General features: G+C 73.1%; 11 protein-coding genes. 2 read left to right on the forward strand and 9 right to left on the reverse strand.

Annotated elements, in window-relative coordinates; translation table 11 throughout:
• The first annotated feature begins 101 nt into the window (after positions 1-101).
• The gene (locus tag OV079_RS07175; RefSeq protein ID WP_267767014.1) at positions 102-1,103 is read left to right on the forward strand and encodes an MBL fold metallo-hydrolase; all 1,002 of its coding nucleotides are present in this window, start codon (positions 102-104) and stop codon (positions 1,101-1,103) included.
• A gap of 79 nt (positions 1,104-1,182) precedes the next feature.
• On the opposite strand, the gene OV079_RS07180 is transcribed toward OV079_RS07175, so the two are convergent.
• From OV079_RS07180 to OV079_RS07200, 5 genes are all read right to left on the reverse strand, one after another.
• Positions 1,183-2,442: a hypothetical protein gene (locus OV079_RS07180; protein ID WP_267767016.1), complete on the reverse strand. Its 1,260-nt coding sequence runs from the start codon at positions 2,440-2,442 to the stop codon at positions 1,183-1,185.
• A 196-nt stretch (positions 2,443-2,638) separates the two neighbouring features.
• Positions 2,639-3,070, reverse strand: a complete 432-nt coding sequence (locus OV079_RS07185; protein WP_267767019.1) for a hypothetical protein — start codon at positions 3,068-3,070, stop codon at positions 2,639-2,641.
• A 125-nt stretch (positions 3,071-3,195) separates the two neighbouring features.
• On the reverse strand, positions 3,196-3,879 hold the full coding sequence (locus OV079_RS07190; protein WP_267767021.1) for a hypothetical protein: 684 nt from the start codon (positions 3,877-3,879) through the stop codon (positions 3,196-3,198).
• Between the two features lie 296 nt (positions 3,880-4,175).
• Positions 4,176-5,840, reverse strand: a complete 1,665-nt coding sequence (locus OV079_RS07195; RefSeq protein WP_267767023.1) for an RNA polymerase sigma factor — start codon at positions 5,838-5,840, stop codon at positions 4,176-4,178.
• 45 nt (positions 5,841-5,885) lie between these two features.
• Entirely contained in the window at positions 5,886-6,077 is a 192-nt protein-coding gene (locus tag OV079_RS07200) for a hypothetical protein (RefSeq protein ID WP_267767025.1), read from the reverse strand.
• Between the two features lie 1,467 nt (positions 6,078-7,544).
• Here OV079_RS07200 and OV079_RS07205 point away from each other — a divergent pair.
• Complete coding sequence (locus OV079_RS07205) at positions 7,545-7,676, forward strand: hypothetical protein (RefSeq protein ID WP_267767027.1); 132 nt, start codon at positions 7,545-7,547, stop codon at positions 7,674-7,676.
• Positions 7,677-7,830: 154 nt separating this feature from the next.
• Here OV079_RS07205 and OV079_RS07210 read toward each other — a convergent pair whose 3' ends face one another.
• The 4 genes from OV079_RS07210 to OV079_RS07225 all read right to left on the reverse strand — a co-directional run bounded on the left by OV079_RS07210 (position 7,831) and on the right by OV079_RS07225 (position 13,578).
• Positions 7,831-9,423, reverse strand: a complete 1,593-nt coding sequence (locus OV079_RS07210) for a S8 family serine peptidase (RefSeq protein ID WP_267767028.1) — start codon at positions 9,421-9,423, stop codon at positions 7,831-7,833.
• Between the two features lie 224 nt (positions 9,424-9,647).
• Entirely contained in the window at positions 9,648-10,139 is a 492-nt protein-coding gene (locus tag OV079_RS07215; RefSeq protein WP_267767029.1) for a hypothetical protein, read from the reverse strand.
• A complete protein-coding gene (locus OV079_RS07220) occupies positions 10,136-12,790 on the reverse strand; it encodes a phosphoenolpyruvate synthase (RefSeq protein WP_267767030.1) in 2,655 nt (884 codons plus the stop codon). Before OV079_RS07220 ends, OV079_RS07215 begins: the two co-directional genes overlap by 4 nt.
• Positions 12,791-12,798: 8 nt before the next feature.
• A complete protein-coding gene (locus tag OV079_RS07225) occupies positions 12,799-13,578 on the reverse strand; it encodes a TetR/AcrR family transcriptional regulator (RefSeq protein WP_267767031.1) in 780 nt (259 codons plus the stop codon).
• Positions 13,579-13,618: the final 40 nt, after the last annotated feature.

Genomic DNA, 13,618 nt, shown 5'->3' on the forward strand with positions numbered 1-13,618 from the left:
CCGGGCGCGGCCGTGGGAGGCTTCGGGGCGTGCGGATGTCCTTCGAGACATGCGCGCCGCCGGTGGACACGGCGCAGCAGGGGCACTAGCCTTCGCAGCCGATGTTCGCTCGCGCGCTTCAGCTCGTCACCCTCGCGTCGCTCGTCACCTCGGGGCTCGCCTGCGTGAGCCACTCGTCGACGCCGATGACGGGCCGGGTGGAAGTGCCGCTGTCGGAGCGGCGGATCGGGCAGTACATCTCGTCAGGGTGGTCGTTCGACACGTCGAGCTTCTGGATCGAAGGGCCCGAGGGAGTGGTGGTGATCGATGTGCAGTTCCTGCCGTCGGTCGCGGCGGAGGTCATCGCGGCGGCCGAGCGCGTGACCCGCAAGAAGGTGGTGGCGGCGATCGTGCTGCACGCGAACCCGGACAAGTTCAACGGCACCGCGACGTTCCAGGCCCGCGGGATCGAGGTGTGGACCGCGGAGCAGGTGCTGGCGCGGATCCCCGAGGTGTTCGCGAAGCGCACGGAGGCGTTCGTCGAGCGCTACGCGCCCGACTGGCCGACGACGGTGCCGCAGCCGCGCAGCTTCGGCGCGGCGACGACGACGCTGAAGCTGGCCGGCCTCGAGCTGAAGGCGCACGTGCTCGGGCCCGGCTGCAGCCCGGCCCACGTGGTGATCCAGTGGGAAGACCACGTGTTCGTCGGCGACCTGGTGGCCAACAAGGCCCACGCGTGGCTCGAGATCGGGGAGCCCGAGGCGTGGCTGCAGCGGCTGGCGGAGATCGAGGCGATGCAGCCGAAGCACGTGCACCCCGGCCGCGGCCGCTCGGGCGGGCCGGAGCTGGTGGCGGATCAGCGCGAGTACCTGCAGACGGTGCTGTCGCTGGTGGCGGCCGAGAAGCCGACGCTGCCGCCCGATCCGGCCGCGGTGCTGCGGGTCCGCGCGGCGCTCGAGCGCCGCTACGAGGGCTATCGCTTCCCGGTGTTCCTCGAGATCGGGCTGCCGGCGGTGTGGCGCCGCATGGCGTCGGGGAGCGCGACGGAGGCCGCGCCGGAGGGGCCGCCGGAGGTGCCGGGCGAGGAGCAATCGGCAGGGCCCGGCCCGACGTCGCAGCCGTAGCGGACGGCGAAGCTCGGAGGTCCAACCGGCCGGGTCGAAGCCGACGTCGCAGCCGTGGCGGACGGCGAGCACGGGCAGCTCAGCCGGCGGGGTCGAAGCCGACGTCGCAGCCGTAGCGGACGTCGAGCTTGGCGGCAGGGTCGGCCTGCACCTGGGCGCAGGCGTCGGGGCAGAGGATGACCGTGGCGTTCTCGATGTAGAAGGCGTCGGCTTCGCAGGCGGCGAGATCGACGACCTGATGGAATGCCTTGACCGGCGGGACGCCGCCGACCTGGTAGTCGATCTCGATGGTGTTCGGATCGATGGTGCCCATCGGCGGCTCGGGGATCGGGAAGGAGCAGGCGATCGGGGTGGTCATGACGACGTCCTTGGCGATCTCCTGGAAGAGGACGTCGAAGGCGTCGGTCTGCGACAGCGGGAAGCGCCAACCACCGCTGATGACGCTGACGCGCTGGATCGAGTCGCCCTCGCCCTGCAGCGGGTCGCCCGGCAACCACGGGGCGTCGGGCGGGTTGTTGGCGCCCATGGTGATGATGGTGTGGAAGACGTAGTCGCGCGCGCCGGGGGTGCCGAAGTGCGGCGGGTCGAGGGCGAGCAGGGCGGCGTCGAAGGCGTCGCCGTCGGCGTCGGTGTTCGAGGCGCTGGTGCCGTCGGTCATGGCGAGGATGACCTTGCGCGTGCCGTCGCGCAGGAAGTCGCGGTAGCCGTTGGGGGCGAGGCCGTGCGGATCGGGGGCGGTGTACCAGGCGAGGATGCTGGCGAGGAAGCCGCCCGAGCCGGTGATGCCGTCGTAGTGCTTGTAGCGCTCGGTGACCGCGGGGACGGCGGGCGGCGGGTTGCAGTCGGTGCCGGACAGCGGGGCGCTGATGCAGATGTCGAGCTGCTCGCCGGGCGGGTAGTCGCCCATGACGATGACGCGGTAGTCGACGTTGCTGGCGCCGAGGATGGCGGCAAAGTCGTTGTTGATGCTGGTCTCGACGGCGGCGATCGCCGCCTGCATGGAATTGGAGGTGTCGACGACGACGACGATGTCGACGCCGATCGACTGGACCTGCGGCTCCAACATCTGGGCGGCGCACTCGCCGGTGGTGGCCATCTCGCCCTGATCCGGCTGAGCGCCGAGGTCGAGCTTGGGTAGGCCCGAGGTGGAGGTGGTGGAGGTGGTCGGCTCGCCGGTGGTGGTGCCGTCGGTGACGGCGCCGTCGGTGGGGTCGACGGTCGAGGTCGGGCCGGGACCGCTGGTGGTCAGGGTGGCGTTCGCGGTGTCCTGGGGCCGCCCGCTGTCGCCGCAGGCTGCCAGCAAGGGGGCACACAGGAGGAGCGCTTCGAGGCGAGACATCGCGCGATGGTACTGCATGACAGGGACCGCGGCAGCGCGCGCGAGGCTGCGCGCCACGGCCGGCGATCGCGGATGGTCAGGTTCCTGATGAGATGGCCGATGGGACAGGTGAAGGGCGCGGCGAGGATGCGCGGTGCCCTGATGTCGGCGACGATGCCCCTCGCTTCGACGAGCGGTGCTGCGTGGGAGCCCGCCTCTAAGCCGGCGGCGGGAACACTTTGGACGCGTCGACCTCGGTGCATGTCGCGTACCCGAGGTCCTGCCCGCTCGCGTACTCCTGGACGCGACGCGCGCGTTCGACCTCGCACGCCTCCACGGTCTCCGCGCACATCCAGTTGTTACTGAAGCCCTGGGTGCAGTAGATGTTCGAGGTCGGGTGGCAAGCGCTAAGCAGGCCCTGACCGGCCTCTTGCCAGGTGTCGAGCAGGCCGGCGCAGGTGTCCGGGGTCCCCTGGCAGCGGGAGGTCTCGGTCCCGAGCGGCGTGACGCCGCCGAAACAGAAGTACGGGCCCGCTTGCGGGTGAATCAGGTACTCACCGCGAAAGATCGGCCGACCGTCCGGCCCTCGTACGATCGGCGGCGGGAGGAAGCAACCAGGCCCGGACGCGATCGTCAGAGCGAATGGCAAGACAAGGCCGAGCCCGCGTGAAGCTGCGTGGTTCATACGTCGCTTTCAAGACATGCGAGTCTGCAGGAGGCAGATCGCGGGTGGAGGTCGAAATGTCCACACACGGCGCCGGGCCGCCGCTCCGGTCAATCGGGGTAGCAGAGGCCGCGGCTCGTCGGGGCGCCGCCTTCGCAGGTGCACGCCTCGCCGACGCATTCGAGGTCGCCGCCCTGGCAGGCGCACTTCTGGCCGGCGTCGCAGTTCGCCTGCTTGCCGAGCTTGTCGGCGCAGTCGCCCTCGCTGTCGCAGCAGACCGGGCCCCGGCAGGTGCCGGCGTCGTCGCCGGAGCCGACGCAGACGAGGCCCGCGGCGCAGATGTCGGAGCCGGAGCACTCCCACTCGCCGCTCGTCATGCCGCAGGTGCAGGGGTCGCCGAATCCGCCGGCGGCGGGGCCTCCGGTGTCGGTGGGGCCGTCCGATTCGCTGGACCCGCCCGGCGGGTTCTCGCTCACGCACGCGTCGAGCTCGTTCTCGCCGGCGGTGCAGGGCAGCGCCTCGATGCATCGAATAGCGGCCTCGGTGAGCGAATCGGCGCAGATGTTGGCGCAGAGCTGCGAGACCATGGCCTCGGGCACGGCGCACGCGGTCGCGTGCGCCTCGCAGCGCGACGTGCAGTCGGCCTGCGGGATCGGCTCGTCGCCAGTGCCGCTGCCCGGGCCCGGGTTCGTGGCCCCGCCGGTGCCCGGGCTCGCGGTGCTGGCGTCGCCGCCGCTGTCGCCGCAGGCCGCCGACGCCAGGGCGACGGCGAACCCGAGGCAGATTGTCTTCACGCGGGCGCTCCTGAGATGCTCCAGATATCGCATGGGACCTCGATCGGTCGAAAAAAGAAGAAGCACGTAGGGGCCGCCAGCGCGAGCTAGCAGCCGGTCCAGTGAGGGATGCCCTGCAGATCGACGTCGCACGACTCGACGGCGATGCCGCCCTCGCACTGCCTCGATTCACCCGGCTCGCAGGCGATGTCCTGCTCGCGGAGGCAGGCGCCCCACTCGAGCGTCGGCAGGTCCTCGATGTCGTCGATCCACTTGTCGTGGAGGTTGCAGATTGCCGGCCCGGCCCGCCGGGGGCGTCACAGGCCCGCTGCTGCCCGGGCTCGCAGGTGCCGCAGGTCGTCCACCGGGTGTGGGTGAAGACGACGGCGTCCTGGGCGAGGCAGACGCTGACGCGGCCGTCGCCGCACGGTTGGACGTCGCCCTCGGTGCACTCGCACCAGTACGCCTCGTTGAACTCCGAGAGGCACTTCTCGACGGGGCCGCCCGGAGCGCCGCCGGGGCAGCCGTCCGCGCACGTGGTCGGATCGCTCGTGGTCGGCTCGCCGGTCACCACGCCGGTGCTCGTGGTCGGCTCGCCGGTCACCACGCCGGTGCTCGCGGCGGAGCCCTGGCTCGACGCGCTCGCGGTGACGATGTCTTCGGTGGTGGATCCGCCGTCGGTCGGCTCCTCGCCGAGGAACTTCGGATACGTGCAGGCGGACACGGCGAGCGCAGCTGCGAGCGCAGCGCGAATGCAGGGAGATGCGACGCGGATGCCGGAATGCATGAACAGGCTGGGGCTCTACTGCTGCCAGTCTCCGCCTCGAACGATTCGTCTCACTCGGGGCACGAATAATTTCGAACCGCTGCGCGGCGGCGGAGCGCGGGTACGCGACGACCAGCGCGGCTGCCCGCGCGGCGGCCTCGTCCCGCCGGCCGTCGCGGCACAGGAGCTCGATCGCAAGGACGCCGCGCAGGTCGCCGAGGGCGCCGACGGGGAAGCGGCGCGCGTGCTCGGCGAGGCGGGCCCGCACGGCCTCGAGGTCGCCGCGCGCGAGCTCGGCCTGGGCGCGCTCCAGCACCGCGACCTCGGCGGCCAGGCGGTCGGCATCCTCCAGCCGCGGCGAGGCGACGGGCGGAGAAGTGACGGGCGGCGTCGGCGAGGGCGAGACCGCCTCGACGACGACGGCCGCGGCAGGTCGCTCGGCGATGTTCATCGCGACCGGTGCGGCGTCGGACGGGGGAGCGCCGGGCCGAACGGCCCCCGGCGGGCGCGACCCGGCGACGGCGACGGCGCCCGCGGCGAGCACGAGGGTGGTCATGACCGCCGCGCGGGCGGTGACGAGGGTGGCGAGGCCGGTGCCGGCGTGGGTCGACATCAGGCCCGGGGCCAGGGCGGCCCACGAGCGCTGGGCGGCGGCGGGCGGCGGGGCGTCGCGCTCGCGCGCGCCGGCGAACTCGCGCTCGAGCCTCGCCTCGCCGAACTCGCGGATGAGCTGCTCGCGCGCCAGGCGAACCCGCGAGTAGACGGTCTTGACGGGGATCCCCAGCTCGCTGGCGATCTCGGGGCCGCTCATGCCGAACAGCTCGGACATCTCGAAGGCGGCGCGGGTGTTCGCGCCGAGCTGGGCGAGGAGCCGCTCGAGCTGCTCCGCGGAGTCGACGCGCTCCTGCGGCGGGTCGGCGGGGCCGTGCGAGACGGCAGCGACCGCGGCGAGCCGCCGCGACCGGCGCTCGGCCGAGCGGTGGTAACGCGAGGCGATCCTGCGGGTCACGCCGTAGAGCCAGGCGCGCGCGGAGACCTCGAAACGGACCTGGTCGAGGCGGCGGTAGGCGGTGAGGAACACGTCCTGGACCGCGTCCTCGACCAGCGGCGGCGGGACGCCGAGGCGGCGCGCGACGGTCCAGACGAACGTGAATTCGCTGCGGTAGAGCTCACGAAAGGCGCGTTTGCGCGCGTCGTCCTCGGGTTCGGAGTGCATGGCGGTCGCCGGCCTCGATGTTGTCTCCGGATGCCCTCGATAGTCTCACCGCGGCTCGCCGAGGCGCACCTCGACGCCGAGGGCGAGCCGGGCCGAGGCGACGCCGGGGTCGAAGAGGACGACGTCGGTCCCGGCTCGGCGGACGACGAAGGTCCCGCGCTGGAGCGCCGCGAGGCCCTGCAGCATGGCGAACAGGGCGACCCGCGGGTGCACGCGCACGGCCGCGCCGACGCCCACGGTGCCGGCGAGCCAGCGCCCGATCGCGGTCTTGTGCCCGACGGGCCGTCGGCGGCCAGCGGAATGCCGCCGGCCTCGAGCCCGAGACACAGCGGGAGCTCGAAGACGCGCCGGTCACCCAGGCGGACGCAGCCGAGCGCGGCGCCGGCGAGGAACGAGGCGCGGACGTCGGTCCCCGAGCGGTCGGCGGTCCTCGGGGCCAGGTAGGTGGCGTGCAGCTCGAGGCGGAATCTCGGCCAGAGGAGGCCGCCGGCGAGCCCGACGCCGCCGGTCGGGCCGGGCAAGGCGCCGAGCTCCCCGAGCCCGTGGAGGCGGAGGAAGCCGCCGGGACGGCGCCGCGGGGCCGGCGGCGCGAGCTCGGGTGCGAGGGGCTCGGGAGGCGCGGGGGTGGCGGTGCTTCGTGGAGCGCTGGCGACGGGCGCGGGGGGGCCGGTGCTTTGTGGAGGGCCAGCGAGGGGCGCGAGGGTGCTGGTGCTTTGTGGAGGGCCGGCGACGGGCGGCGTGGGCTCCAGCGAAGCTCCAGGCGCCGGCGCGGGTTCGACCGGGGCGGTGGGCTCCGGCACGGTCGCGTCCGGGGTCGGCCCCGGGGACGGTGACTCGGGTGAGCCCGGGGCGGGCCGGCGGTCGGCGTCGAGGGCGAGGGTGATGACCAGGACGGCCGCGTCGACCAGCGCCTCGCAGCTGTGCGCGAAGAGGGTCCGGCGGTCGCGCCGTCCGCGGACTTCGAGGTCGAGGTCGAGCCGGTAGCGGCGCGGTCCGACGACGGTCGCGCGCCCGACGACGCGCGCCTGTCCGGGCTCGAGCGCGCGGCCTCGACGGGCGACGACCTCGGCGAGCAGGGCATCTCGCCCGGGACAGCCTGGCGGAGCGCTCCAGAGCACGTCGTCGGCGGGCGGCCCGGGGACCTGCGCGAGCGCGCCGAGGAGGAGCAGCACGCTCGGCCCGCTCACGCTCACTCCGCTCCCGCCGCGACTGCGTCCACGCCCCGAGCGCCCGAGTTCGCGGGCGTACGCGTCAGAGCGTGGTGGTGCATGGCGAGGCCCTCGCTACCATGTCCGCCGGCGATTGTGCGCCCGGCGAGCGCGCGGCCGGACGCGGATTCTCTCGCGCCGACCGCCTTGCTCCCGGTAGGCGAGGTGTATGCACTCGGCGGCCGCGGTGAGGCGCGCCGGCGACTGCAGCGAGATGCGCTCGCGGGCGAGAGGTCGGCGCTGAATGAGAGCGCGGTCTTGCCGTGTTCCCCGGTCGCGCCGGAAGCGTGCGGTCGCATGCTGCGTCATGCTGTCTCTCGGGACATGTCATCGGAGAGCGCGGCGCCCATGCCCCCGAATGAGGCATGTCGGGGGCGCGACGCAGGGACGTATCGACATTGCCAGAGCGGCGGCGTATGGTCCGGGGACCATGGCTCGTCCCGGGCTCGCTCTCGGTGATCCTGCCGCAGCGCACGCCTCGCCGCGGCGTCGAGCGGTGCATCCGTTCGCCGTGGCGGTGTGGCTGAGCGTGAGCGTCGCGGCGCTGGTGAGCCTGGCCCGTGGCGGCTACCCGATCGGGCCCACGGCCCCCGCGCCGACGCCCGCCGAGGAGTGGAGCAAGCTGTGAGAGCGGCCCGGCCCGTGCCGGTGAGCCACGGTGTCGAGGACGGGGAACGGGCGTGAGCTGTTCTTGAAGACGGATGACACCGCCTGCCGCTTGGGCGCAGTCTCGTGATATGGCTTCAAGGACATGTCGATATAGACATGTCTTTGGCGACTGGTCACGGCGGGAGCTGGCTGCAGAGGAAGGCGTCTTCGGCGATCATCGTGCGACCGAGGGCGTCGGTGAGGGTCGCGCGCACCCGCGCCTGGGTGTTCACGGTGCAGGTGCCGTGGGTGGTCGCGGGGTTGTTGGCGTGGGCCGGGTTGACCGCGGCGTTCAGTACGCCCTGCCAGGTGGCGGTCCACGGCCCGAGGCCGGTCGGCGAGGAGGTGCAGGTGTAGCCGCCGCCGCCGGTCGACTCGCACGTGATCGACAGGGTGAAGGTCGAGGCCTGCACGGCGCCGAAGGCATTGACCATACCGGCGCCGCAGTTGGTGCACGGGATGGGCTTGGCGGTCTTCACGAGGATCTGCTTGATCTGCGACGCCGTCAGCGCGGAGTTGCGGGCGCGCATCAGGCCGACCACGCCGCTCACGTGCGGCGCCGCCATCGAGGTGCCGGCCCAGTGGCGGTGGCACTGCGGGCCGGTCTGCTCGTAGGGGATCCAGGTCGACACGACGCCGTGGGTGCCGGTCTGGGTCGGATCGCTCGGGCAGCCGATGAGGGCGCCGTTGCCGGCCTGGCCGTTCACCGCCGAGCCGCCGGGTGCGGCGAGCGTGATGCCGGGGTACTTGGCGAGGGGGTTGGACTGCAGGGCGTAGGGCTCGGCGTTGCCGAACTCGTCGACGGCGGTGACCACGATCAGGTCGGGGTTCTGAGCGTGACACCTCGGCCACAGATAGTTGGAGGCGTTGAAGTCGGGGCTCGGCGGCCAGGTGGTCCCGGAGTCGCCGTTGCCCGCGGCGACCACCACCACGGTGCCGGCCTCCGAGGCCTTGTCGATGGCGTCCTTGAGGTCGGCCGGGCACGGCTGTGCGAGGTTGCCGATGCTGATGTTGATGACATCGGCGCGCGAGCTGGCCTGCACCGTCTCTCCCCGGCCGTTGTCGGTCGGCAGGCCGGCGGCGTAGCGGATCGCGCGCGCGAGCAGGGTGGTGGTCGGCTCGTTCATGCCGGGGTCGCCGACCTGGGCGCCGCCGCCGGACTGCGCGACGCGGAGCGGACGGAGCTTGCAATTCCAGCAGATGCCCGCGCCGCCGCTGCCGTTGTTCGCGGCCGCAGCAAGGGTGCCCGCGACGTGGATGCCATGGTGGAAGGTCCCCGGGTCGGTCGGGTCGGCGTCGCCGACGAAGAAGTCGTAGCCGCTCGACCAGGTGAGCTCGGAGTGAGGGAGCGTGCCGCTGTCGGCGATGGCGATGGTGACCGCGGGCGAGCCGGTGGTCAGCCACCAGGCCTCGGGCAAGGAGATGGCGCCGTAGTGCCACTTCTGTCCCGAGTGGTAGAGCGGATCGTTGGGCTCGAGGGTCAGCGAGCGGGGCTCGATTTCGTCGTCGGACGGATCTGCGAGCTCGTCGACGTCGGCCTCGGGCTCGACGTCGCAGGCGGCGCCGCCGGCGAGCAGGAGCGGGAGCAGGAACGACCGCGCGCGCAGGGGCGAAGCGAAGGACGCGTGGGGTCTCGCGGCGGAGAGCCGGATGTCGGGAAGGTCAGGAGTGCCGGGCGCGTAAGCGAAACCGAGCAGGGCGCGAAGCGAAGGCGGGCGAAGGGGCATGTCCGGGAGTTGCCCGGAGCGGCGCAAGGCTGACAGACGTCGATCGAAAGCGCGGAGGCGTCGCGTTGCGGGGCCACCCTGCGGGACTCGCCGGGTTCGTTCCTCCTGGGGCTGCTCGGGTAATGCTCGCCCTGAAGGACACGTGCCAGGGCGAAGCGGGGTTCGGGGCCGAGGCGCGCGATGTCCTGTCAGACATGTTTCATGGAGCATGTCCCGTGGGACATTCACAGGCGCGTCAGGCGGACGATGAGCTGGGCGGTGGCGCCGGCGGCGAACGGGAGGAGGCAGGAGGCGGCGATCCGCAGGAGCGCGAGGCGGCCGCCGTAGATGCCGAGCTCCATGGGCAGGCGCAGGAGCGGGAGGAGGGCCATGCTGGTGAGGTAGGTGACGAGGACGCCGACGCCGGCGCCGGCCTTGAGGAGGCCGGCCGCGAGGGGCATGCCGAGCAGGCCGCCGCCGGGGGTGAGGGCGCCGGCCACCCACGCGAGGAGGTGGCCGCGGACGCCGGCGCCGTCGGAGAGCCAGCGCTCGACGAAGCCGGTCGGGAGGAGGGCCTCGGCCATGCCGGCGAGCAGGAAGGCGACGGCGAGGATCGGCATCATCGCCAGGAAGGTCCGGCCGGACCGCTGGAGGCCGTCGACGAACACGCCCTGGACGGCCGCGAGGGCGCCGAGGACGACGAGGGCGGCGCCGAGCAGGAGGAGGGCGAGCTTCACGGGGCGGCCTCCGCGAGGACCTCGACGATGCCGCGGCTGCCGTCGACGCGCAGGCGCTGGCCCGACTTGAGCCGCTTGGTGCCGTCGCCGACGCCGACGACCGCGGGGATGCCGTACTCGCGGGCGATGACGGAGCCGTGGGTCATCATGCCACCGACGTCGCACACGAGGCCGGCGGCGTGGACGAACAGCGGGGTCCAGCCGGGATCGGTGTACGGGGCGACGAGGATCTCGCCGGCGCGCAGGACCTGGGCGGCGGGATCGAGGACGACGTGGGCGATGCCCTCGACGACGCCGGCGCTGGCGCCGAGGCCGGCGATGGCACCTTCGGGCAGGTCCTTCGGGACAGGTCGCGCGGGGACCTCGCCCTCGCTGGTGACGACCAGCGGGGGGCTCAGGTGGCGGCTATGATCATAGTCGGCGCGGCGTGCGAGGATCCGCGGGCGCGGATCGAAGGCGCCCGGGTCGGCGGCGAGCTCGAGCAATTCGTCGTAGGTCAGGAACCACACGTCGCCGCGCGCATCCAGGCGACCGGCGTGCACGAGCGCGTCGGCGGCGGCGAGGACGTTGCTGCGCACGAGCTCGAAGCACTGGATGAAGAGGAACTTGGGGTGCTCGCGGACGCCGAGGCAGTGGCGCACGCACTGGACCTGACGGCGGACGATCCAGCGCGCGAGGGCGGGCGCGGCGGCGACGAGGCGCGAAGCGGCGGCCTCGGCCTCGGCCTGCAGGTTGGCGAAGTGCCTGCGGTGCTGGCCGGGGGCGTCGCCGTGGGCCGCCATGCCGCGGATGCTGGTGAGCAGCAGGCCGGGGTCGTCGGCCCAGCGCGGGCGGCCGATGTCGATCTCGGCCTGGCCGCGCATGCCGAAGCGGGCGAGGAAGGCGGCGAGGGCGTCGACGAAGGCGGGGCCGCCGGGGAGCTCGCGCAGGCTTTGGAGCTCGCCGGGGCGGACGTGCTCGAGGGCGGCGCGCAGCTCGGGGTAAGGCCGCGCGAGGTCGGCGAGGTCGCCGACGCGCAGGTCCATCTCGGTGGTGACGTTGCCGACGAGGCCGCGCTGGAGGGCCTCGACGTCGGCGGCGTGCGGGGTGTCGGCGAAGCGACGGCGCAGGCGGCCGAGGCTCAGCATGCCGGACACGAGGCGCGGGGCGATCTTCGGCATGACCTGGAAGACGCCGGTGAGCTGGTGCCGGGCGGCGCGCAGGCGGGCGACGCCGGAGTGTTGTGATTCGACGGCGGCGCGGAATTCGGCGACGCGCTCGGCGACCATGCGGTCGGCCCAGGCGGTCTGGGTGTCGAGGCGGGCGCCGAGGAGCAGCCAGGCGAGCTCGAACGGGACGCTCCACATCATCCCGAGGGCCAGGCGCAGGGCCGCGGGGCGGGGCTTGGCGGCGGCCTGGATCGCGGGGCGGTCCACCAGAGTCGCCAGGCGTGCCGCCACGTCGGGGTAGACCGCGCGCAAGATCCGGAACATCAGCCGGCGCGTCGGCGCGAGGCGAAGCACCGGCGTGATGTCGAGGTAGAGCCGGCTGCCGGCGTCGACCATCGTCGTCGTGCCGCGTGGGATCTCCTCGAGGCGGGTCTTGCCGAACGGGAACACCGCGCGCCACAGGTCGCGGCCCATCGGCGTGATCGGGTCGATCATGTTCTGGGCGTGGCCGAAGCTGAGGTAGAGGTGGACGCTGCCGTCGTCGGGGCCGGGCGCGGGCAATGGATAGAGCGAGGTGATCGGGCGCGCCTGCACGAGCCACAACTGCTGGCCCGCGAGGCACCACTCGAGGTCCTGGGGGACGCCGCCGTAGTGGGCCTCGACGCGGGCGCCGAGGTCGGCCAGGGCGGCGACGGCGGCGTCGTCGAGGACGCGGGCGCGCCGCCTGTCCTCGGGGACATCTTCGGTGACGGTGCCGCCGCCGGGCACCGGGCGGATGGCGACCTGTTTGTCGCCGACGCGCAGCTCCTTGAGCGCGCCGGTGCGGCGATCGACGCGGTAGAGGTCGGCGGTGACGAGGCCGCTGACGAGCGCCTCGCCGAGGCCGTAGCCGGCGTCGATGGTGAGGGTGCCGCGGTGGCCGGTCACCGGGTCGGCGGTGAAGAGGATCCCGCTGGCCTCGGGTACCACCATGCGCTGGACGACCACGGCGAGGGCGACGTGGCGGTGGCCGAAGCCGTTGCGGGCGCGGTAGAGGATCGCGCGGTCGGTGAACAGGCTGGCGAAGCAGCGGCGGACCGCGGCCAGCAATTCGTCGTCGCCGCGGATATTGAGATAGGTGTCCTGCTGGCCGGCGAACGAGGCGCCGGGGAGGTCCTCGGCGGTGGCGGAGGAGCGCACGGCGTAGGCGTGCTCGCGGCCGAGCTCGTGGTGCGCGGCGGTGACTTCGGCGATGAGCCCCGGCGGCGGCGGGACGGCGAGCAGGGCGTCGCGCACCGCGGCCCCGAGCTCGCGCGCGCCGGCGACGTCGTCGGGGTCGAGGGCGTCGAGCTTGTCGAGCCAGGCCGAGAAGGTGGGACAGCCGGCGACGAAATGGCGATAGGCGGCCGTGGTGACGCAAAAGCCGGGTGGGACGGGGAAGCCGGCGCGGGTCAAGGCGCCGAGGTTCTGTCCCTTGCCGCCGACGCGCGCGAGGTCGTCGGGGGCGATTGCGGAGAATGGCACGATCATGGTCACGGAGCACCTCGTTTCACGCCGCGGAGGAAGAAGCGGACGATTGTCTTGGCGTCGCGCTCGGGGTCGGGGTCGGCGGGCAATCCCCACAGGCCGCCGAGCACGCCGAAGCTGAGCAGCATGCCCTGGAAGGCGCGCGCGAGCCGGTAGGGGTCGTCGTCGACGAGCTCGCCGGATTCGACGTAGCGGCGCATCACCGCGGCGAGGCCGTGGATCGATCGGTCGGCGGCGTCGGACAGCTCGCCGAGGACGCTGCTGCCGCGCAGGCGCTCGACGAGGATGATGCGCATGAGGTCGGCGTCGTCGCGCATCTGCGTGAGCGCGGCGACGGCGAGCCGCTCGAGATCGAGGGCGAGGTCGCCGGAGGGCTCGCGCGCGGTGCCCCAGACGGCCTTACGAATGTTCATACTCTGGGCGAAGGCGCGGAGGAGGCCCTTCTTGTCGCCGAATTGGCGGTAGACGGTGGCCGTGCCGACGCCGGCGGCCTCGGCGATGGCCTCGACGGTGGCGCCCTCGAGGCCCTGGCGCGAGAAGACGTCGCGCGCGGCGGCGAGCACTTTCTCGCGCGCGTCTCCGCGCATGGGGGCGTCGACCCCCGCCGCCGCGAGCTGCTGGACGAGGGCCTCGCGGCTGCCGACGAGGCGGTAGGCCGAACTGCGGGAGATGCCCGCAGCCTCGGCCAGACGGTCCATGGTGAGCGCTTCAGGCCCAGCCTCGTCGAGCAGCCGCCGCGCGACTTCGAGCAGCTCGGGGAGGGTGACCGGTCCTTGGGATGGCACGAGAGATATGTGAATCAATCGTTCCGTCCCGTCAAGGGCG

It is taken from the genome of Nannocystis pusilla (assembly GCF_026626665.1).
GTDB lineage: Bacteria > Myxococcota_A > Polyangia > Nannocystales > Nannocystaceae > Nannocystis > Nannocystis pusilla.